The organism is Francisella philomiragia subsp. philomiragia ATCC 25015, from assembly GCF_000156715.1.
GTDB classification, from domain to species: Bacteria; Pseudomonadota; Gammaproteobacteria; order Francisellales; family Francisellaceae; genus Francisella; species Francisella philomiragia.
Map to the genome: position 1 here is coordinate 18,367 of NZ_DS999309.1, position 22,567 is coordinate 40,933.

Here is a 22,567-nt window from a genome sequence, read left to right on the forward strand (position 1 = left end):
AATAATTAGTTTGAAATTTCACTCTTTTTTCTATCGATTCCAAAAACTATAATAATTTTCAGTAACAACGCTAAGCTAAAACTAATCCACAAAGCCAATAGTATAAAATGATAATTTGACATATTAAAGTGTGCTTTTAGAAATCCCCATATTGACATACACAACGCCACTGAGAATGTTATCATCGCGGCCGCTGTACCATGCCCTTTAGTAATATTACTCATAGCAGCACCTGTAGCCATTGGTATAAAAAAGCCTAAAAAATAACATATTAAATGCAAGGTTGTCACAGTACTATATGATGATATTTCTAAAAAACTATATAGCGCTATAAAGATAAATATAATAGCCAAAATACCTAGATTATAGCGTTTCTTATGACTACTATCTGCCTTAATGCGATAACTAAATATCCCAAGAATATATAGTAAAGATGTTACCAAAAATACTAGAGTAAAGACATCCATCGACATATTTAATTCATCAACTAACAAACCTTTAAATGAACTCATCAAGACACCTAGATAAAAAGAAAAGAGTATCGCTACAATCATTACATTTAACAAGTATCTAGGCTGAGATAGTGCATGAGCAAAGCCAGAGAATATTTTAGATGCTGGAATTACGATTTGTCTTTGAGCATCAGCAGTTAATATCTTTATTGAAAAAATAAATAATACCACTTCAATTGTTGCCATACAAAAATAAGCTGCTCGCCAAGAAATCGGAATTAATAATAAAGCTAAATATGTACTAACTATAGGTGCAACTATTATCATTACTGATAAAACCGAATATGCTTTTTTCATTTGGCTATTATTATCAGCATTACGTGATATCAATGCTCTAGCGATAGATGAGTAACATCCCGTACCAAGCCCCAAACTCACAAAACCAATATATACAGTATAGATACTATCAGATAGTCCGATGCAAACTAAACCAAATATAGACAAGCTCTGTGAAAAAAGTAGCACTCTCTTTGCTGTAAAAACATCTGATAAAGTCGCAAATAAAATCGCAGAAACACTAAACATAAAAAATGATAGGCTCATGGCTATCTGCGTTACATAATCAGACAGATACAAATTAGATGCTAACGATGGTGTTAAGGTCATTGAGATTGTTAAAGTCATATACCCAACGTATGTCAAAAAGTATGCTAATAAATTCTCTCTTTTAACACCACTTATTACACGCATTAGCTTTATGGCAGAACAAAACACTTAATACGATTATATACCATTTAGATTTATAAGAGTTTATTTTCTAAAACTCTGCTTGTCAGATATCTTATAATCTAAGAAATTACTAATATGATTCTTTTTGTCTTTGAATACAAAATTATTATATACAATCATATACATTAAAACCTTTCTAACATAATGACGAGTTTCACCAAATGGAATATTCTCTATCCAAATGGTTGCCGGAACTTCTTTGTTATTCAACCATTTAGCAACATTTCCTGGACCGGCATTATAAGCAGCTATTCCCAATACTGGATTTTTATCAAATAGCTTTTCCAAGAAATACAAATTAGCTGTACCAAGCTTAATATTATTCTCAGGTACAAATATCTGACTAGCCATACTTTCAGACTTATCACCAATTAAAGATAACTTATATTTCTTTGCAATAAATTTAGCTGTAGGCTCTGTTACTTGCATTAGTCCCTTTGCACCTGCCCATGATCCTGCTTCAATATCAAACAATGACTCCTTACGCATTATAGATAGTACAAGATCTTGGTCTATACCAAATTCTTTAGCATTCTTCTCAACTGTATCTAAAAATGCTTTTGGGAACAACATATCAATATTATTGTATTTACCAATTACAGCCATATTAAATATTGCAGCATAGTACATTTTATTATCTTCTGCTAATCTAGCTAAATCTTTGATCTGTGTAATATCTTTATTTTTAAGTTTATTGCGTATCGTCCACTTCCAAAGACTTGTAGAATCCTTAAATTGCTCAATCTGATATAAATCTATTGCCTGTTGAATAGCCTCTTCAGATTCAAGTTTTTTAGCTTCGCTACTATCTAACTTATCAGCATTATCATTACCAAAATTATATGGTTTACCAAGCTTATCAGATGCTAGGAATGAGTAATAATCTAGAGGAGTCTTAGTTAAATTTACATATATCTCATCCGCTTTTACTTTTTGACCTACTTGTTCGTAACTATATGCTAACCAATATCTCCACGCCTCATCTTGCTGAGATTTCTTAGGTAATTGATTATATGTTTGTATATAATCTTTGAAATTCTCGTTATACAAATCTACTCTTAGCAACCACTCCCATGCTGTGGTATCAAGATATTTTTTATCTACCCTCGCGAGCCAATGTTTAGCTTGAGGCGATTGTGATCTAGCAAAACTAACTGCTATAGCTGAAATACATTGTTGCTTGGTCTGATTACTAAGATATCTTTTATTTTTTAAACTATCCCATATTTTTGCATATTGCTCAGGGTTCTTTTTAACCAAATCAGTCGATATATCAACAAAGATTTTGTCGAAGTTCCTATAATTATGGAATCTATTTATAAAATTGTCTAAATTACTAGGATTCTTTATAGCATTTTGCCATGCTGATATATAGTTCACATAATCTTTATTATCTTTAACATATGTATTTAGCAACCATAAACTATCATCAAACTTATTAGCAAAAGCTAGAGTATATGCCTTTGTAGTTAGATACTCTTTTGATTTATCTTCAGAACCATCCCAATACTTTTGCATATCATTACACGCCGATGGCATATAAACACGATTCTGCCAAAGCTCTCCATATTGGTTTATAGCTTTAGACTTATTACCTGACTCATATTCAGCCTGCATTGACCAACATTTACCTGATATACCCAAATCTCCACTATAATACTTTTGGAAGTGTTGCCAATCTTTTTTATTAGCATAGTAGTTAGCTAAATTATCTCTAAGTTGACTACTCCAATAACTGTTTTGATTCTCTTTTAAATAATCATCTATTGTTCCTATCTCAAATATAGCAGGATCTATAGCTATTTCTTTATATTGAAGATAAGGATATATGCTTGTATCTTTAAGCTTTGTTTTTAGATAATAATATGATTTATAATCTTTTTTATCCAAAGCTTTTATAGCTTGCTGTGAATACTGTATTTGCTGGTTTGTAAGACTATAACCAATACCTATTGATAAGAATGCTATACTTCCTATGATAAACTTTTTTTTACTTAACACTTCTAGATATACAAAATTTATTTTGATAGAAATACTAACATTATTAACAATAAAAGCCCAATATTATTACCAGGCAAAGTTACTTCCTAAAATCAAATTCATTCGAAACATTTGTATTTAACAAGTCACTTAACTTTAGTTTTTTATTATCCTTTAGAATGACATTATTATATACAATCATATTAACCAAAACCTTTCTTATATAATGACGAGTTTCTCCAAATGGAATATTTTCAATCCATTGTTTTACAGGAATTTGCTTATCTGTAAGCCACTTATTAACATTACCAGGTCCTGCATTATACGCTGCAATAGCTAGAACTAAATTACTTTTAAATAAACCATCTAGAAAATCTAAATTGGCAGAACCAATTTTAATATTTATATAAGGATCAAATATTTCATCTGACGAGTTACTGATGTTATAACCTAAACTATATTTATTAGATATGAAATTAACCGTAGGAATTGTAACTTGCATCAAACCCTTTGCACCCACGTATGATTTTGCTTCAATTTCAAACAAAGATTCTTTTCTCATTATTGAGTAAATCAAAGCCTGTTTCAAATCATATTTATTAGCTTGTTCCTGCACAATCTCATCAAATGCATCTGGATATAATAAATGTACATGACTATCTAAACCCATCATATGCATACTAAATATTGCTTGATAATACATCTCATATAACCAAGCTAATTGTGCTAAAAGAGGTATTTCATTTCTATAGCCATCTGAAAACTTTTTACGAACTATCCATTTCCAAAGTTTTACAGAATCATTAAACTGACCCATTTTATGTAACTCTATAGCATGTTTAACATTTTCATCTGATTCAAGTTTCTGAATTTCAGAATATGATATCCCACTAAAATTATTATCACCATAACTATAATTTATACCTAAAGCATCAGCAGATAGATATGAGTAATAATTATATGGAATTTTAGCTAGCTCAATATAAATCGGCTGAGCTTTATCAGGCATACCAATTTTCTGATAACTATAAGCTAGCCAGTATTTCCATACTTTTTCTTGTTGTACCTTTTTTGAACTATTAAGATAATCCTCAATATAACCACTATAGTTAGAATTATATAAATCAATTCTTAAAATCCAATCCTCCGCAACTTTAGAAATATGCTTTTTATCAATTTTCCATAACCATTGCTTAGCATTACTATCATGATTTTGTGCAAGAGCAACTCCTATTTTCTCATCTATCTGTTGTTGCACTTGATAACTTAGCAGCTTTCTATATCTTAACTTTTGCCAAACCTTAGCATATTTCAAAGCATCGATTTTTACATTATCACTGGTAATATCTAAAATCACATCTGTAAACTTTGGATACTCATGATATTTTTTTATAAAACCATCTAAATTGTTAACACTAAGATTATAAGTAACGTACTTCCACTGATTTATGTAATTAGCATACTCTTGATCTTGTTTAACATACTTAGCCAAAAGCTTTGACGAATCATTAAAATCATTACTCAATGCTAAATTATGTGCTTTATCCAATATACACTGCTTTTCTTTTGGAGTATATTTTTTGACATCTTTATCTAATCCCACACACTCTGGCGCATTAAATTTATTTTTTTGCCAATACTTAGCAAAATCTTTGATAGCCTTATTTTTATCTACCTTACTCTGATTATCTGTAACCCAGCATTGGCCTACCGTTTGTAAATCGCCATCATAATACTTTTCAAACATTTTCCAATTTTTCGTTTTAGCATAATATATTGCCAAGTCATCACATAGCTCAGATGCCCAATACTCATCCTTATGAGCTTTGAAAAATTGCTGGATTTGTTGTTGAGAGAATTTATCAGGATGTAAAGATATCTCTTTATAATTTAAGTAAGTTTTAGTTTTTTGATCAGTAATATTATTTTCATTTTTAACTATCAAATAATCTTGATAGTTTTTTTGTTGTAGCAAATCTATAGTTTGCTGAACATTTTTAATTTGCTGATCTGTTAAGCCATAGCAGTAACTCGATATCAATATTAATATTAACGCCCCAAGTTTGTGCTTAAACTTTAAAATCATATTATTATTTTATTCTATCAACTAATTTCATTACAAAATCAGCTGATCGGTTTGCTGCCATTTTTGCAAATTCATCAAAATTATCAGGTGCATCTCCATCAGCAGTATCTGATATACTTCTTAGTATAAAGCTAGGGATATTCATTTCATTACAAATAAGATTAACGCTAGCGCCTTCCATCTCTATAGCTTTTGCATCAAACTCTTTGACCACGAAATCTTTTCTTTCGGCAGAATGGACAAATTGATCTCCAGTAGCAATTACTCCAGTATGTAAATTTAAATTAAGCTCTTTTGCGATTACTTTAGCTTGTTCTAGTATCCGTGCTGAAGTAGCAATCTCAACTTCAGAAATAGGAATCTTACCATAAGGATAACCAAAAGCTGTAATATCAACATCATGCTGAACTGTTGCTGTTGCAGCAATCATATCACCTACTTGCAAATCTTGAAGCCCACCAGCTACTCCTGTAAATAACAATGCATCGACGCCAAAATGTTCTATCATTATTGTTGCTGTCAAACTTGAGAAAACTTTACCAATCTTGCTATAAGCTACAACAAGCTCTATACCATTATAGTTAGCAACATAATATTTATTATTTGCATATTCTACAGTTTCATATTTTTCTAATTTTTGTAATATCGGCTGGATTTCTATCTCCATAGCCCCTAATATCGCTATTTTTTTCATTCTACACTCTCTATATCTATTTTTGTTATCTTTCTAAATCCTTGAGGTAATAATACACCTCCACCTGATGGCTTGTCTGTATAGTATGTTTCAAAGTTTTTATTATCAATACGAATAAACCTCTTACCAGCACTAAGGGTAAGCTCTTGCTCTAGTTTGAATAATTCTATAAATTTAAGTTTATCTTTTTTATCTAATTTAATTATAGCTTTACCTTTACCTTTTTTAAGGACTGCAAAGCTTTCAAAGTCACGAATAATCGCTCTACCTTGTGAACTAACCGCAAGCATCTTCAAATCTTTATCATATGGTATGAACTTAAAGACATCATCAGCATCAAAGATATTTTTACCTGTAACTTTATTTGCTATCAAATCTTCAGCTGGTATCACGAAGCCTTTTCCACTAGTACTAGCAATTAAGAAATGCTCAGCAACATTAGCAAACTCTATATTAATAATCTCATCCTCTTTATCTAAAGGAATATAGGTGGTTATGTGCTCACCATAGCCTCTAGCTGATGGAAACTTATCGACATACATCGAATATGCTTTGCCAAGCTTAGTAAAGAAAATCAATTTAATATTACTATTACCAGAGGTTGCCAAATATGGTTTATCTTCAGGCTTATAACTTAAGCCTTTAGGATCGATATTATCACCTTTAGCACATCTTACCCAACCAGCTTTTGATAAGATAACAGTAACTCTTTCACTAGGCATCAGATCTTTCTCTTCTAGAGCTTGAGCTTTATCAGCTTGAACTATTTTAGAGCGTCTACTATCACCAAAATCAGCAAGAATTTGTTTTAATTCTTTTTTCATTAAGTTTTTAAACTTAACTTCACTATTTAGATACCCTTCAAGCAACTCTTTTTCTTTTTGTAACTCTTTCTGCTCTTTTTTAATTTCAATTTCTTCAATCTTCGCTAATTTACGTAGCCTAATATTCAAAATTGCTTCAGCCTGAATTTCAGAAAGTGCAAATCTACTCTGAAGCTCTAAACTTGGATCATCAAAATTTCTAATAATCTCAATAACTTCATCAATATTTAAAAAGGCTATTAACAAACCTTCTAGGATGTGTAGCCTATCTAAAACCTTATCCAAACTAGTTTGTAATCTTCTGCGTAGTGTATGTCTACGATACTCCAACCATTCATTAAGTATATCTAATAGATTCTTAACCTGAGGTCTATTATCTAGACCAATCATATTCATATTTACACGGAAACTTTTTTCAAGATCTGTAGTCGCTAATAGGTGCCCCATAATTTTTTGGATATTCTTCTTTGTCGATGCTGAATATAAGACTATTTTAACGGGCTCTTTATCATCTGATTCATCTTGGATATTTTTAATCCAAGTGATCTTTTGTTGCTTAAGCTGATTAGCAATTTGCTCCATTACCGAAGCACTTGAAACTTGATGAGGTAATCGAGTAATTATCACGTTACCATGATTATCATACTCATATACAGCTTGCTGACGTATAGAGCCATTACCAGACTTGTATACTTCGGCAATCTCTTCTTTACTACTAATAATATTAGCCCCACCTGGATAATCTGGTGCCTCGATTATTTCTAATACTTCTTCAATACTAGCTTTGGGATTAGACAACAAATGCAAGCAAGCATTTATCACTTCTGTAATATTATGAGGAGGTATATATGTTGACATCCCCACCGCAATTCCCATTGCCCCATTTAGGAGAATATTTGGTACTTGCGCTGGTAAGAGTTTTGGCTCATCCATTGTACCATCAAAGTTTTTGACCCAATCAACAGTACCTTTTTTTAGCTCATCTAACAACAATACTGCATACTTAGATAAACGTGACTCTGTATATCGCATTGCCGCAAATGATTTTGGATCATCAATTGAGCCCCAGTTACCCTGCCCATCAATAAATGGATATCGATATGAGAAATTCTGCGCCATCAACACCATTGCTTCATAACAAGCACTATCTCCATGTGGATGATACTTACCTAGTACATCACCAACAGTACGAGCAGATTTCTTATATTTAGATAAATGACTTAGTCCAATTTCACTCATCGCGTAAATAATACGTCTTTGTACAGGCTTAAGCCCATCAGAAATATGCGGTAGTGCTCGATCTAATATTACATACATCGAATAATTTAAATATGCTTGTTCAGAAAACTCTCCTACAGACTGAGTACTTTCTAAGCTTGAGAATAAATCCATTTTTTATAGAAAAATATAAATATTTATCGATAAATTATATATCAACAAGGCGATCTATACTAGACAAGTAGATATTGGTATACAAAGAAATAGTTTCTTAACTCTTCTGCCTTCTCAGATAAGTTATTGTTTCTAGCTCTTTTGAGAACACAAACTTATTCCTTTGTAAAAAATCCAATGTTTTAAGTATGTCTTTAAATCCAGAAAGAACCCAAGCCTGAATACTATAATCAAATACTGTTTTTGCTTTTAAATATCTACTAACACCAGCTCGACACTCTTGCGTAAGAAAATCTGTAGCGGGGAATTTAATAACAACGACACCCCGCTTATCATATACAGCTACTTTTGCATATCCACCAAGACTTGAAAGCTGCTCTTTAACTCCTTTGAAGTCTTCCCAAGCCAACATCATTTTCTCAGTGGCTTCTTTCTCCATATACTTTATTGACTTAGAGTTGTAGCTTTGTTTCAGGCTATATGACTCTTCTTTTAGTTCATTATATTTTTCTAATAACTCTTTGTAACGCCTGTCTAAAGTAAGATTTGCTATTTCTAAGCTATCGTTTTTATTTGAGATCTCGACTTGCTTTTGTTTTATCTTATTTATGCTTTTTGATATTTCTTTATCAATGTACTGCTTTATATTATTACGTAAACTATAAGCGATTTTATCTTCTTTAATACCTGATTCTTTGAGGATAGATTTAATAGCTTCTAGCAACTCATCTTTAATAACTGTATTTATTGTTAGTTCTTGCTCTAATTCTCCAGTTATAATGGCTTGCTTTCTATCATTTTTGTATAAAGTAACCTTCTCAACTAAATCAATGATAGAAACACCCTCTCCAATAAGCTTTCTAACTTTATGGACTGTGATCTCTTCATTCTGTGAGCGTAAAAGCTCACATTTCTGATTCACGAGCTTTTGAGTTACTTGTTTTGTCATTTTAGTTTCTTTCTTCTTCTCTTAATGTTAGAACTTCGTAACCATCCTTCGTAACTAAGATTGTATGCTCCCACTGAGCTGATAGAGATCTATCTTTTGTTACAGCTGTCCAACCATCTTTTAAGACAGATACGGCTCTTTTACCAATATTTATCATTGGCTCAATTGTAAAAATCATACCCTCTTCAAACTTAGCACCCGTGCCAGCTTTACCATGATGCATTACATGTGGTGGCTCATGAAAGTTTACACCTATTCCATGACCACAAAAAGCATCAACTATAGAATAGCCAAATTTTTTAGCATGTTTTTCTATTACGGCACCTATATCGCCAAAATGATTACCTGGTTTAACAACTTCAATACCTTTCCACAAACATTCATGAGTAACTTCAACTAATTTTTTAGCCATAACCGAAGGTTCGCCAATCATAAACATTTTACTAGTGTCACCATGATAGCCATCTTTTTTTACAGTAATATCTATGTTTAAAATATCACCATTTTTTAATTTCTTATCAGCAGGAATTCCATGGCAAACTACATGATTTATAGATGTACAGATAGATTTAGGAAAACCATGATAATTCAATGGTGCAGGATAAGCATCCTGTTCTTTGACTATATAGTCATGACAGATCTGATCTAACTCAGCTGTTGTTATCCCTTCTTTTACATAAGGAGTTATCATTTCCAAAACTTCTGCTGCTAATTTACCAGCAATCCGCATCTTCTCTATTTCATCTGGAGTTTTAATTATTATTTTACTCATATATTACAACTACTTTTTTCAAAAAATCTAGATACATCATTATAAACTATCAGTTAATGAATATATAGATACCAAAAACGATGTTAGAATTATTAGCATAAATAAATACATTACAGAAATATGAGAATCAGAAAAGCACAAGATACAGTTGCTGAACTCTTCAAAGATATCACTCACCCTCGCCTTGCTAGTTTCATAGCTCTTACTGAAGAGGTTGGTGAATTAGCTAATGAAATAATGCAAAAAGAGATTTACGAAGAAACTCAGAATAATGATAAGATAAAATTAGAACTTACCGATGTACTAGTAAGTTTATTAGAGCTGGCAAATCTCTACAATGTAGATTTAGAGATAGAATTTGATAAAAAAATCAAAAACTTAGAACCTCGAGTGAAGCAATGGTCTAACGCTAAAGATCTTCTTCAATCGAAAAGGACTAAGCTTGACTAATAGTGTTTCAAATATACTTAGTAGTTTTAAATATTTTCTTCTAAATTGTATCTTTTAGCGCTGTTTTATACTACAATCTATCACGTAAGGAATAAAGAAATTTTTATTAACAGTAAATATTTCATATTATTTAATTTCAGTTTTTGTTTAATCCCTTAAATTGTTATTTCATAAGTCCATACGGTATAAAATAGCATTGAATATGCTAGAACTAACTAACAAATAACTAAAGAGAATAAAAATGGATAATAAATCACAAGGTACAGTAAAGTTTTTCAACGACCAAAAAGGATTCGGTTTCATCACTCCTGAGAATGGTGGTAAAGATGTATTTGTACATATTTCAAAACTTAATGGTGAAACACTTGCTGAAGGTCAACAAGTTACTTTTGAAACTCAAGAAGGTAGAAAAGGCCCTGAAGCTATAAATATTGAGGTACTATAATGCCAAGTATTAGAGTAGATGAGCGCAAACCATTTGATATAAGCCTAAGAAACTTCAAACGTGCTTGCGAAAAAGCTGGTATCAAGCAAGAGCTTAGAGATAGACAGCACTACGTAAAGCCAACTGAGAAAAGAAAAATAGCAAAACGTCAAGCTGTTAAAAGAGCTAGAATTGCTCAAAGAAGAGCTTACATCTAATTATCTATTAATTTCCCAATCTTTTTTATTTAAAATAAAAACTAATCTTTCGCGAGAAGTATCATTCTCATAAAGTTTAGCTCCTAACTTTGTTACTGCTTTTTGAGAACGAATATTTTTATACCAAACATCAAAAAATACATTTTCGATAAAGTTAAATGCATAATCTAGCATTAGTTTTTTAACTTTTTTATTAAGCTCTGTACCCCAATATTGCTTAGCATAAAACGTATAACCTACTTTTATTGATTTTTTAATATAGTCATACTCATAATATCTAGTAGAACCTACCAATTCGTCGTTATAAAAAATTAAATAGCAATTTTGAGGATTTTTTAAACCATCATTAAAATACTTTTTAAACCCATCCACTTGACTACGTGATTTATCATTATGCTGGGCCCATATTTCAGGATCTTTGGCTATATTATATAACCTATCAAAATCTCCTCTAGTCATTATTTCAAGTCGAATATTTTCAGATGACAAAGATTTATTAAAATCCATAATGAATACCTTTTATATGAAATAATTTAGGGAATGCTATCAGAATTTACAGCATCACTATTCTACAGTAACAGACTTAGCTAGGTTTCGAGGCTGATCTACATCTGTACCTTTAATTATAGCTACATGGTAAGATAAAAGCTGAAGTGGTATTGTAAATACTATTGGCGCACTAAAATCATGTCCACCATCTAATTCCAAGACGATACTATTATCAAAGCTAACTTTATCTTTTATTACCTTATCTACAAAAAGAATTAGCTTTCCACCTCTAGCGTGAACTTCTTGAAGATTAGAAAGAGTTTTGTCTAATAAATCATCATTAGGTACCATAGCAACTATTGGCATATGTTTATCTACTAATGCTAGTGGTCCATGTTTTAACTCACCTGAAGGATAAGCTTCAGCATGAATATAAGATATTTCTTTAAGTTTCAAAGCACCCTCTATTGCTATCGGGTAATACAATCCTCTTCCTAAAAATATTGTATGTTCCTTATCAGAGAAGTATTCACTTATCTCGTCTATCTCAGGATCTAATTTCAGTGCACCCATAACCAATGCGCGGATGTTATTAAGCTCTTTAGTATATTTTACTATTTCATCGTCTGACAAACTTCTCTTCAATTTAGACATTACAAGTGTAAATATTGCTAAGGCTACTAACTGTGTTGTAAATGCCTTTGTTGATGCTACACCAATCTCAACACCTGCTTTTGTCATAAAAGCAATGTCAGACTCTCGGACTAAAGAGCTATTTGGTACATTACAAATACACATACTACCAATGTAGTTTTGCTTTTTACTCTTTCTTAGAGACTCTAAAGTATCCGCAGTTTCTCCAGATTGTGAGATACTGACAAATAATGAACCATCGACGACTATATTATCTCTGTATCTAATCTCACTAGCTATCTCAACACTACATGGGATTTTTGCATACTTTTCTATCCAGTATTTTGCCGTTATTCCAGCATTATAACTAGTGCCACATGCAACTATACTTATATGTTTAGTTTTCTCAAATAGCTCTTGAGCCTTTTTATCAAAATTATCTAAACTAATTTCACCATCATTTAATGATGCCATAATAGTATTTGATATAGCTTCTGGTTGCTCATATATTTCTTTAAGCATATAATGCTTATAACCATCTTTAGTCGCACTTGAAGATGAGTAGTTATATTCTTCAACTTCTAAATTTTTAGGTACCCCTTTACTATCAAAAACTTTAACATCCCGTTTAGATATAATAGCTATATCACCCTCATCAAGATAAGAGAATCTATTAGTAACTGGTAATAACGATAACGTATCAGATGAAATAAAATTCTCATCAATACCCACTCCTATAACTAGAGGAGAGCCTGAGCGAACAGCAACGATCTTATCAGTAAATTTTTGTGAAATTATTGCTAAGGCATATGCTCCTTTTAAAAGCTTAGTTATAATCTTGATATTATCAATAATAGATTTAGAATCATTCCATTCTCTATCTAACAGATGCGCGACAACTTCAGTATCCGTGTCTGATTTAAAGTGATAACCCTCATCAATTAATGACTTTTTTAATTCAGCAAAATTCTCAATTACGCCATTATGAACTATGCAAAATTTCTCCGAAGCATGTGGATGCGAGTTTTCTTTGGAAGGTTTACCATGAGTAGCCCATCTAGTATGAGCAATACCAATATCACCCTTAAAATTTGATAAGCCATGAACCGCTTTTTCTAATTCAACAACCTTACCTACTTCTTTACATATATCTATCTGATTATGATCATCTATGACTGCCAAACCAGCAGAATCATAGCCACGATACTCAAGTTTTTTCAAACCTTCAATTAAAATATTTGTAATATTCCTTGTAGAGTTGGCACCTACTATTCCACACATAATATATACCCTTATCTTTATATTTAACTTACTTCTTAACAGGTCTCTGCCATGTATCAATATGACGTTGTCTTGCTCTTGAAATAGCAAGATTATCTGCTGGAACATCACTGACTATAGTTGACCCCGCACCAATAGTTGCACCAGAACCTATATTAACAGGAGCTATTAGTTGTGAATCAGATCCAATAAAAGCATAATCTCCTATTGTTGTTTTATGCTTATTAACTCCATCATAATTACAAGTTATTACACCTGCTCCAATATTACAATTAGCTCCGATTTCACTATCACCCAAATATGTCAAATGAGAAGCTTTTGATCCCCTTCCTAAAATAGTTTTTTTTGCTTCAACAAAGTTTCCAATAACAGCACCTTCCTTGACATCACATTCTGGTCTAACTCTAGCGAAAGGCCCAACAATAGCTCCTTCACGGATAATAGATCCGTCAACCATACTATTAGCCTTTATTTTAACATTATCTTCTATAGTACAGTTTTTTAGAATACAGTTTGCTCCAATCACGACATTATTACCTAGTTTAACATGTCCTTTAATTATCACATTAATATCTAACCAGCAATCTTTGCCAACCTCGAGTTTACCTCGCACATCTATCCTACTAGGATCAGCAACACTTACTCCTTTTGACATAATCACTTCAGCAATATGTTTTTGCCATTCTCTTTCAAGCTGTGCAAGCTGGATTCTATCATTTACACCCTGTATTTCAAACTCTTCAACAGGATGAGTTACTGTTATAGAGATATTATCTCCTCTAGCCATTGCCACTATATCAGTAAGATAATATTCGCCTTGTGCATTAGTATTGCCTAGATTAGGAAGCCAATCATCAAGATGACTTTTAGCAACACAATACATTCCTGTATTTATTTCTTTAATTTGGCGCTGACCATCTGTAGCATCCTTTTCCTCAACTATGTGGCTTACTGCTCCAAATTTATCTCTTACAATACGTCCCAAACCAGTAGGGTTATCGACAATAGCAGTCAATACAGCTAAATCATCACTCGCAGACTTAATCAAATTAGCAAGCACATCAGTAGAAATTAGAGGCACATCTCCATATAAAATTAGAACCTTACCTTCTTTAATATATGGCAAAGCCTGCAAAACAGCATGACCTGTCCCTAACTGCTCCTTTTGCTCAACAAATGTGACTTTTTTATCTGCCAAATCAGCCTCAACCATTTCCTTAAGATGTCCAGTAACAACAATAATATTGTCTGGATTAAGAGGCTCAACACGACTTAACACATGCCTGATCAACGTTTTACCAGCAAGTGTTTGCAGAACCTTGGGTTTATTTGAATTCATTCTAGAACCCTTCCCAGCAGCTAAAATAACAACGGCCAAACTCATACCAAAAAACTCCTTAAGTTTTTAACAATACTCTTCTAAAAGAAAATTAATAATCTGATAATGATCCTCTAACATCTTATCATATATTTTTCTGTTAATTAAATCAAAATCTAACCATTTAACATCTCTAGCATCATCTGCTGCGTAAATGCTAGGTAAATCAGGCCATTCTTCAAATATAAAAACTCCAACATGACTTATTGTTCTTCCTCGAACAGAACGATCTGGATAGTCAAAGACTTTTTCACATCTTTTTGCCAAAGATAATTGTTCAATACTAAGATCTATGTTTGTTTCTTCAAACAATTCTCTTATTATTGCTTGAGATATAGTTTCATCGCACTCCAAAAACCCACCTGGCAATGCCCATAATCCCTTACCAGGAAAGCCTTTTCTTTGAACAAGAAGAATATAATTATTTACTATAACTAGAGCATCTACAGTAACTAGATTTGGTTTATATGGCGCATTTCTCCATGAATATTTATAATCTATAACATAGCTATTTTCAGCAACCAAATCTTGATATGTTACACTTTGCATAAAGGTATTTAATAACTTAAATGTTCCCTGATTTGGTGCTGGACTACACATATACTCATCAAGAATTTTACCTTTATAAAAATATTTTCTAAACTCTGTAGCATTATAATTTTTATAATTATCTACTGGTATATATCCCCACTCTGGAAAACTCTTAATATAGTAGCTAGAATCATCTTTAATATGTCCGACTATAGCTATAGTTTCATCTGACTTAGCATGCTTATAGACATTTTGGCGCAAAGACTCTTCCCACTTTTGCTCTTGGTAGAAATAATCTGCTAATGGCTCTATTTCAATCAAACATAAATCAATACCAGCCAATTTTAAGTCCTCTATAATCATCTGCTTTCTAAACTCAAATGAAAATGGATTCTTTATATTTGGAGCATTAAATGAACTACCTACGTTTATGATAATCCTCTTACTATGTTTCAATGCTACTTGTATATTATGTAAATGCCCTTTATGAAAAGGCTGAAATCTTCCAATAAAAACTGAAATATCATACATCCCTTTCACCTATATATTTAGTTCTTGGGCTTGAGTTTGGCTATCAAAGACACTATCACCAGATGGCGCAGTAATCTTAGTATAATCTTTCATCTGATTTTGAATTTGATCCGTTTCATCTTGTTGTATAGATTTATCAATAGTTCTATCATAAGAACCAAAACCAAACTTGCTCTTCTTAGCAGAACCTAAAAGTCCACCTAAGCTTGACTGGCCCTTACTAGAATTAGCATCTGACACAGCCATTTCTGCCTCAGCTTGTTTAGCAATTTTCAAGTTATCATCACTTTTTAGTTCCGTATTATTCAACTCTTTACGGATCTCACTTAATAATCTAACACCTTCAGAAATATGATCAGGTGCTTGAGTTTCTCCATCTCCAGTAAAGACTGCATTTATCTTAACCAAGCTAGATAGCTCATCAATTTTACGCGCTTTAATAACAAAAATTAAATTTTTCTGACTATCTTTGATCGTAATTAAGTGTCCTGATAATACCTCATCCTTCTCAGATGTTATCGTGTAAATACTAGGAAGACCTTTGAAATAATCATCAAGTAGATTGATAGTTATAGATAAAGGCTCTCTAAACACAAGTTTCAATGAGCCTGAATCATCATAAACAACACTTATAGAAACTTTTGATATCTGATCACTAATGATTTTAGCCATATCAAATTTGACAGTGTAATTCGGAGGCAACATTTGTTGATAAGCCTTTGGAACTTGTGATCTAGCATACTTATCATCTCCATCAGGAAGTTTGAGCGCTGGCTTGATTTTTTCACCGTTTAAGCCAGTAGGAATTATTAATGATGGTTCTTCTTTAACTTGAACTTTTGCATATTCATATTTCCTATTTCTAAATATATCCCAACTAAAGCTTTCATTAGAAAGACTCTCAGCTGAGAAATCATTATCCACATCGTTAGTCGCACAGTTTTGCAATAACAAACCAAGACTCGCTAAAATGAGTATTTGGAAATTTTTCTTCATCTGCAAATATTAATAACTAGCTAATTAAATTAACTAAACATTATAACACAGTGCTATACTAATAATAATAAAAGCTTCAAGAGTAAAAGATCAATGAAAGATAAAATTTTTATATTTCTACAATATATAATCCCTCATTCCTTAACATCAAGACTAGTTAGTAAATTAGCAGAATCAAAAAATAAACATCTAAGAAACTACCTAATAAATTTAGCCATAAAAAAATTTAAAATCGACATTAGCGAGGCTAAAGAAACTGATATTAACAAATACACCTCTTTTAATAACTTTTTTATAAGAGAGTTAAAAGATGGATTAAGACCTATATCATCAGATAAAAAAATCGTATCATCGCCTGCAGATGGTGTTCTAAGCGAGTTTGGAGACATTACTAATGGAAGCTTAATCCAAGCTAAGGGAAAAACTTTTACACTAAAAGCGCTGATAGCTGATAGTTCAACAACTGACTTTACAAAATTTGCAACAATCTACCTATCTCCAAAAGATTATCATAGAGTCCATATGCCTATCGATGGTAAGCTAACAAAAATGGTTTATATACCTGGCAAACTTTTTTCTGTAAATAAGGTCACTGCCAAAAATGTTGATGATCTATTTGCAAAAAATGAGAGATTAGTTTGTTATTTTAATACCGAAATAGGTGAAGTTGCAGTAATTTTCGTAGGTGCGTTACTAGTTGCAGGTATCGAAACAGTTTGGCACGGCAAAGTAGCTCCAAACTACTACAAAGATATACAAATTTGGAACTACAATAACGATAACTTTAATATAGAATTCAAAAAAGGCGATACACTCGGCTGGTTTAACTTTGGTTCAACTGTTATTGTTTTAATGCCTAACAACAATATAAACTTCAAGTATAACCAAAGTAACGCAGATATATCTGTTAATCAAGACTTAGCTTTAATTGCTGAATAAAGATTCATATTTATCCAACAACGACTAAAGATATTAGTCTTGTTAATTCCATTTGACTTGCACTCATTCACATACGCTATTTCTTTACTTTGTCCAAAACGACCATCATCAAACCGAAATCTAGCTGGCAACTTAATATCAAATCTTTTTGCCCATTTTCTAATTGTCACGTGTTTAAAACCTAATACTTTTTCAGCTTCTTGATAACTCAAACCATCTCTTTGACATTTCAACAAAACTTCCTTCGCTGAACAGTTAAATCTATTTTTTACAATTTGCTCAAAATTTCCTGTATATTGATTTGCCATATAACGAGTCTCCTATAAATAAAATGAAACACAAATCGACCCCCACAAATAGACATAATACATAGTTTAGTACTGGCAAAAAACCTTTTATACAGCAAATTCAGAAGTTTAATTCTATTGATAAAATCATATAATTTATAAGACACTCGTTTTTAAAGATTTCTTAATAAAATACTCTCGAAATACTTATATATTAGTATTTCTAAATATTAAAAAATCTAACCCAATGGGATAAATCCAAGTAAATAGGTATTTTGCGCACACGCATTTCTATCCATATACTTATTACCATTAGCATCTAACTTAGTTGGGCACTCATGCTTAACAACGCAAGACATCAAGATCATTGAAAGCACTGCAATAACTGTTATTCTAAGAATATTTTTTCTCATAATAATCTCCCTATCCTATTGTTGAGACTGTTTATCTGCTGGCATTGGTTCATATGTAGATACACATGATGCTAATACACAAGATACTAAAATTATAGTTATTAGTTTTTTCATACAAACTCTCCTTACAAATTTAATAAAATCTAATTAAACACAATATTAATCAGACTACACTTAAATTTATACCATACTAAATATTAAATATTAAGAGTTTATATCCCACATTTTATATTTTTTTATTTAAAAATTTGTCTTTATATTTAGATATCAAATTACTATAATTGCAAAATTGATATTTTCAAGGCATCTTAAATGGATCTTAACCATATTCTAATAACAGTTTTAATGGCTTCAATTCCACTAATATTTGCGATAACCATGCATGAAGCAGCACATGGTTTTATTGCAAAATATAGAGGTGATGATACTGCATATAAATTAGGAAGAGTAACATTAAATCCAGTATCGCACATAGATCCAATAGGTACAATTATAGTACCTGGATTAATGCTAATAGCATCTTTTGCTTCAGGATTTCCTTTTATATTTGGGTGGGCTAAGCCAGTACCTATAAACTATAACAATCTCAAAAATCCAAAAATTGATATCGCCATAGTTGCAATTGCAGGACCTTTGGCTAACTTCCTAATGGCAATAATATGGGCATTAACAGCAAAATATGTAACTCTACATCCTTATATTCAAGGAATGGCTTTTTATGGCATAATGATCAATATCATATTAATGATTTTAAATCTTTTACCAATACCTCCCCTTGATGGTAGCAAGGTTCTGACATCTTTTTTACCTAGAGAGATAGCCTATAAGTACAATAATTTACAAAAGTATGGTTTTTATATTTTATTAGCACTAATATTAATTCCAATTAATGGTTCAAATTTATTATTTTTTATTATGAAACCATTTATAAACGTAAGCATGAATATAATTCAAGCAATTGTATTCTAATTAAATTACTTGCATCCTAAATATACCCTCTAAATTAGATCTTAAGCTAAATTACATAAAACTTTGAACAAAATTTGGTTTAGTTATATGTATTTAGTAAAATAATAGTCATATCCTATTTTATTTTAGAAAATATGTTAAGCAGTAAACATTTGAAAGTGTTTTTTTTGTTACTAATATCGCTAAGTTATTATAAAAATATATTTGGATATGGTAGCACACCTCCTCTGACACCTACCATCGTAAAGACATCTGCTTTTATAACTGATATCCAAAGCTTAGATGAAGTCAACGAGCAATTACAAATCGATGTTATATTCAGATTTAAATGGAATGATCACAGATTAAAATTTGACAACAATGATGAAAAGACTTCATACAAACTATATCAAGGTGATTTTCAATATGATGAGATTTTTGAAGGGTGGAGACCGCAAATATCTATAATTAATGAAGTTGGATCTCCTCAAATAAAAGCCAGACAAATAAAAATTTATCCTAATGGAGATATCATATATACTGAGCAACGCACATTGCATCTTGAAACCCCTATGCAACTTGAGAAATTTCCATTTGATAAACAAACCTTAAAAGCATATATAATACCATTTGGATATAATTCAAGCGAAGTAAAACTAGTAGTGGAACCAAACCATAGAATTACTGTTGAAGACTATGTCAAAGATCACCCAAATATAAATATAGCAGAATGGCACCTTGCTAACTTTAATTTGACAGATACAGAACCAACAAAATATTACTATGGAAAATCAGAAAAAATATCAATGCTTGAGTTTAGTATTTCATTAGAAAGAAAACCCACCAATATTCTTCTAAAAGTATTAATTCCATTGACACTATTGGTATTAGCGATGTGGGCAGTATTCTGGATGGATACAAAAGCACTATCAGATAGGTTAAATATAGCATTTATAGGAATTCTTTCTGTTATTGCATATCAGTTCTTAATTGAGGGCGAAATGCCTGATATTGACTATTTAACTTTTACTGATGGATTTTTATTATTATCATTCACCATTTTATTCTCAACCGTATTAGAAAGTTTAATCGTTTATTGGTTAATAAAATCAAATAAACATATATTTGCAAAAAAATTAGATATATTCTCTAGATTTGCATTTCCAATTACCTATATATTATTTATATTCACACTATATCTAATATATCTTCGCTAACTTATTATCAGAATACCTTAAATGTTCTTAATAATGATATAACGTAAATATTAATACCATCGAATAAAGTATGCCCATAATCTGTCAAGCTTTACATCCAAAATATCCTTAACTTTAGAAAAGCCATCACAAGATATTTATAAGTTATTCATTCAAATTCTATCATACAAACACAAATAAGATTTATGCGCTATCTATATTTGTAAAAGAGTTGCTAACTGTATTAGTCCTCCAAACATCTTTGAAAGAAAATATTTGGTAGTTGTAGCTTAGAAATCAAATAAGCATCAGCGAGAATCATTAAACATTTTTTCAACACTAAATACTTTAAATCTTTTAGAATTATGACAGCTAGAAAATAATTCTTCTGAATATCATAACACCTAGTACAATCTCGCTATAAATTAGGTTTAAAGCCTAGTACTTTATTAAGCTACAGTATTCGTCTTATAAGTAAAATACAGCAAATTAGTATTGCTTAGTTCTAATTCTAGCTCAAATATTTGGAAATATTTTCTACTGCTTTATCTTTATCACAATATAAACACATCTTGTATATTTTTCTGTAATTGTAATTTAATATCTTTCATAGCTAGTCCTTTTTTTTCTCAACTTAATTATAAAGTCGACTAGCTATAGACACACTTTTTTATACACTATCTCATTAGTTATTCAACTTTATATAAAGGACTAGCTATGAAAGATATTAAATTACAAATGCAAAAAAGTATAGAAGATACACTATACTATGATAAAGAAAATGCTATTGATACTATAATCAAGATAGTATTTGAGTCAATATTACGCTGTGAGCGTAAAGAGTTTCTATCTAGTGACTCTTCTCAGTCAAACAAAGCAAATGGCTATTACACACGCTTAGCACAAGGTATAAATAAGTATTTTGAATTAGATATACCAAGAGATAGGTTATCTTTATTTAAACCTGTACTTTTAGAATGTGTAAAGGCTAGAGATGAGCAAATGCAGGAGTTAGCATTCAAGTTATATACCAAAGGCTTAACTACTCGTGATATCAATAGTATCTTTGCCGAAGTTTACGACAAAAACCTCTCACCATCAGCAATATCTTCAATTACTAAAGAGTTTGAGCAAGAGCGTATAGCATGGCAAAATAAAAGTCTAGTTTCGGAGTACTACTTTATTTATATAGACGCTTTATTTATGCCAATAAGAAGAGAAACTGTTGAAAAAGAAGCTTTCTATATAGTGTTTGGTATGAGACCTGATCTAACTCGTGAAGTACTTGGTGTATATAATATTCCACAGGAATCAGCTAGTGGTTGGCGCGAAGTATTTCACAATTTAAAACAAAGAGGTTTAAATAAGTGCCTAATGCTAGTAGCTGATTTATCTCAAGTTATAGGTGAAGAACTTCCAGGGACTAAATTTCAAAGATGTATAATTCATAAAATAAGGAATTTGTTGATTAAGATTAGAGCTTCTGACAAAAGAGCCCTATCAGATGACTTTAAAAAGGTTTTTGAGGTTGGTACACAAGACTATACAAAAGAAAAGGCAAAACAACGGTTGGCTCTATTTATAGACAAATGGAAAAATAAATATTCGTGGATAAACAAAAAGTTTGATGAGTATGACTTTGATTTTTATTTTGCATACTTGAATTTTCCTTGGCAAATACATACTATGATCACTACAAACTGGATAGAACGACTTAATAAGACAATTAGAAGAACTACAAAAATTAGAAACTCATTTCCTAATTCTGATAGTGCCCTGAATCTTATTTGTGCTCTATTGATTGAAAAAGAAAACACCAATTATAGGAAATATCCTGTAACTGCTTTTTCTGGGGTTAAGGATATATTAGAGGATAAAATCGAAAAGCTATAGACACACTTTTCTGCATACTACC

Annotated in this window: 21 protein-coding genes; 7 read left to right on the forward strand and 14 right to left on the reverse strand. The window is 31.3% G+C overall.

What is annotated here, in order from left to right; translation table 11 throughout:
• Positions 1–5: 5 nt before the first annotated feature.
• The 7 genes from FTPG_RS00065 to map form a co-directional block, all read right to left on the reverse strand.
• On the reverse strand, positions 6–1,202 hold the full coding sequence (locus tag FTPG_RS00065; RefSeq protein ID WP_144402386.1) for an MFS transporter: 1,197 nt from the start codon (positions 1,200–1,202) through the stop codon (positions 6–8).
• 60 nt (positions 1,203–1,262) lie between these two features.
• Positions 1,263–3,242 carry a lytic transglycosylase domain-containing protein gene (locus FTPG_RS00070; RefSeq protein WP_004286361.1) on the reverse strand — a complete coding sequence of 660 codons (1,980 nt, stop codon included), beginning with the start codon at positions 3,240–3,242 and terminating at the stop codon, positions 1,263–1,265.
• A 79-nt stretch (positions 3,243–3,321) separates the two neighbouring features.
• Positions 3,322–5,307, reverse strand: coding sequence for a lytic transglycosylase domain-containing protein (locus FTPG_RS00075; RefSeq protein ID WP_004286362.1), 1,986 nt, complete (start codon positions 5,305–5,307; stop codon positions 3,322–3,324).
• A gap of 4 nt (positions 5,308–5,311) precedes the next feature.
• Positions 5,312–6,001, reverse strand: a complete 690-nt coding sequence (locus tag FTPG_RS00080) for a 5'-methylthioadenosine/adenosylhomocysteine nucleosidase (RefSeq protein ID WP_004286363.1) — start codon at positions 5,999–6,001, stop codon at positions 5,312–5,314.
• On the reverse strand, positions 5,998–8,217 hold the full coding sequence (parC, locus tag FTPG_RS00085; RefSeq protein ID WP_004286364.1) for a DNA topoisomerase IV subunit A: 2,220 nt from the start codon (positions 8,215–8,217) through the stop codon (positions 5,998–6,000). Before parC ends, FTPG_RS00080 begins: the two co-directional genes overlap by 4 nt.
• Before the next feature lie 97 nt (positions 8,218–8,314).
• The gene (locus tag FTPG_RS00090) at positions 8,315–9,166 is read right to left on the reverse strand and encodes a hypothetical protein (protein WP_004286365.1); all 852 of its coding nucleotides are present in this window, start codon (positions 9,164–9,166) and stop codon (positions 8,315–8,317) included.
• 1 nt (position 9,167) lies between these two features.
• Positions 9,168–9,938 (reverse strand): type I methionyl aminopeptidase, encoded by a 771-nt coding sequence (gene map, locus FTPG_RS00095; protein ID WP_004286366.1) that lies wholly within the window; start codon positions 9,936–9,938, stop codon positions 9,168–9,170.
• A gap of 120 nt (positions 9,939–10,058) precedes the next feature.
• Here map and FTPG_RS00100 point away from each other — a divergent pair, with 120 nt between their 5' ends.
• The 3 genes from FTPG_RS00100 to rpsU all read left to right on the forward strand — a co-directional run bounded on the left by FTPG_RS00100 (position 10,059) and on the right by rpsU (position 11,030).
• A complete protein-coding gene (locus FTPG_RS00100) occupies positions 10,059–10,388 on the forward strand; it encodes a MazG nucleotide pyrophosphohydrolase domain-containing protein (protein ID WP_004286367.1) in 330 nt (109 codons plus the stop codon).
• 241 nt (positions 10,389–10,629) lie between these two features.
• Positions 10,630–10,833 carry a cold-shock protein gene (locus FTPG_RS00105; RefSeq protein WP_004286368.1) on the forward strand — a complete coding sequence of 68 codons (204 nt, stop codon included), beginning with the start codon at positions 10,630–10,632 and terminating at the stop codon, positions 10,831–10,833.
• Positions 10,833–11,030: a 30S ribosomal protein S21 gene (gene rpsU / locus FTPG_RS00110; protein WP_004286370.1), complete on the forward strand. Its 198-nt coding sequence runs from the start codon at positions 10,833–10,835 to the stop codon at positions 11,028–11,030. The genes FTPG_RS00105 and rpsU overlap by 1 nt, the downstream gene beginning before the upstream one ends.
• On the opposite strand, the gene FTPG_RS00115 is transcribed toward rpsU, so the two are convergent.
• The 5 genes from FTPG_RS00115 to FTPG_RS00135 are packed head-to-tail and all read right to left on the reverse strand — an operon-like array spanning position 11,031 to position 16,869.
• A complete protein-coding gene (locus FTPG_RS00115; RefSeq protein ID WP_004286371.1) occupies positions 11,031–11,537 on the reverse strand; it encodes a GNAT family N-acetyltransferase in 507 nt (168 codons plus the stop codon).
• Positions 11,538–11,594: 57 nt separating this feature from the next.
• A complete protein-coding gene (glmS, locus tag FTPG_RS00120) occupies positions 11,595–13,433 on the reverse strand; it encodes a glutamine--fructose-6-phosphate transaminase (isomerizing) (protein WP_004286372.1) in 1,839 nt (612 codons plus the stop codon).
• A gap of 28 nt (positions 13,434–13,461) precedes the next feature.
• On the reverse strand, positions 13,462–14,817 hold the full coding sequence (gene glmU / locus FTPG_RS00125) for a bifunctional UDP-N-acetylglucosamine diphosphorylase/glucosamine-1-phosphate N-acetyltransferase GlmU (RefSeq protein ID WP_004286373.1): 1,356 nt from the start codon (positions 14,815–14,817) through the stop codon (positions 13,462–13,464).
• Positions 14,818–14,838: 21 nt separating this feature from the next.
• Positions 14,839–15,873 carry a bifunctional nicotinamide-nucleotide adenylyltransferase/Nudix hydroxylase gene (locus tag FTPG_RS00130; protein ID WP_035722017.1) on the reverse strand — a complete coding sequence of 345 codons (1,035 nt, stop codon included), beginning with the start codon at positions 15,871–15,873 and terminating at the stop codon, positions 14,839–14,841.
• Between the two features lie 9 nt (positions 15,874–15,882).
• Positions 15,883–16,869 carry a hypothetical protein gene (locus tag FTPG_RS00135; RefSeq protein WP_004286375.1) on the reverse strand — a complete coding sequence of 329 codons (987 nt, stop codon included), beginning with the start codon at positions 16,867–16,869 and terminating at the stop codon, positions 15,883–15,885.
• Positions 16,870–16,962: 93 nt separating this feature from the next.
• Between FTPG_RS00135 and asd the strand changes: the two genes are divergently transcribed.
• A complete protein-coding gene (gene asd, locus FTPG_RS00140) occupies positions 16,963–17,808 on the forward strand; it encodes an archaetidylserine decarboxylase (RefSeq protein ID WP_004286377.1) in 846 nt (281 codons plus the stop codon).
• Here the strand turns inward: asd and fevR are convergent.
• Positions 17,781–18,116 (reverse strand): transcriptional regulator FevR, encoded by a 336-nt coding sequence (gene fevR / locus FTPG_RS00145; RefSeq protein WP_004286379.1) that lies wholly within the window; start codon positions 18,114–18,116, stop codon positions 17,781–17,783. The two genes, asd and fevR, sit on opposite strands and share 28 nt — an antisense overlap.
• A gap of 218 nt (positions 18,117–18,334) precedes the next feature.
• On the reverse strand, positions 18,335–18,508 hold the full coding sequence (locus FTPG_RS09755; RefSeq protein WP_004286381.1) for a hypothetical protein: 174 nt from the start codon (positions 18,506–18,508) through the stop codon (positions 18,335–18,337).
• Positions 18,509–18,820: 312 nt separating this feature from the next.
• Between FTPG_RS09755 and FTPG_RS00150 the strand changes: the two genes are divergently transcribed.
• The 3 genes from FTPG_RS00150 (at position 18,821) to FTPG_RS00160 (ending at position 22,545) form a co-directional block, all read left to right on the forward strand.
• Positions 18,821–19,477 (forward strand): site-2 protease family protein, encoded by a 657-nt coding sequence (locus FTPG_RS00150; RefSeq protein WP_004286382.1) that lies wholly within the window; start codon positions 18,821–18,823, stop codon positions 19,475–19,477.
• Positions 19,478–19,611: 134 nt separating this feature from the next.
• Positions 19,612–20,673 carry a ligand-gated ion channel gene (locus tag FTPG_RS00155; protein WP_004286383.1) on the forward strand — a complete coding sequence of 354 codons (1,062 nt, stop codon included), beginning with the start codon at positions 19,612–19,614 and terminating at the stop codon, positions 20,671–20,673.
• Positions 20,674–21,369: 696 nt separating this feature from the next.
• A complete protein-coding gene (locus FTPG_RS00160) occupies positions 21,370–22,545 on the forward strand; it encodes an IS256 family transposase (protein WP_004286384.1) in 1,176 nt (391 codons plus the stop codon).
• Positions 22,546–22,567 lie beyond the last annotated feature (22 nt).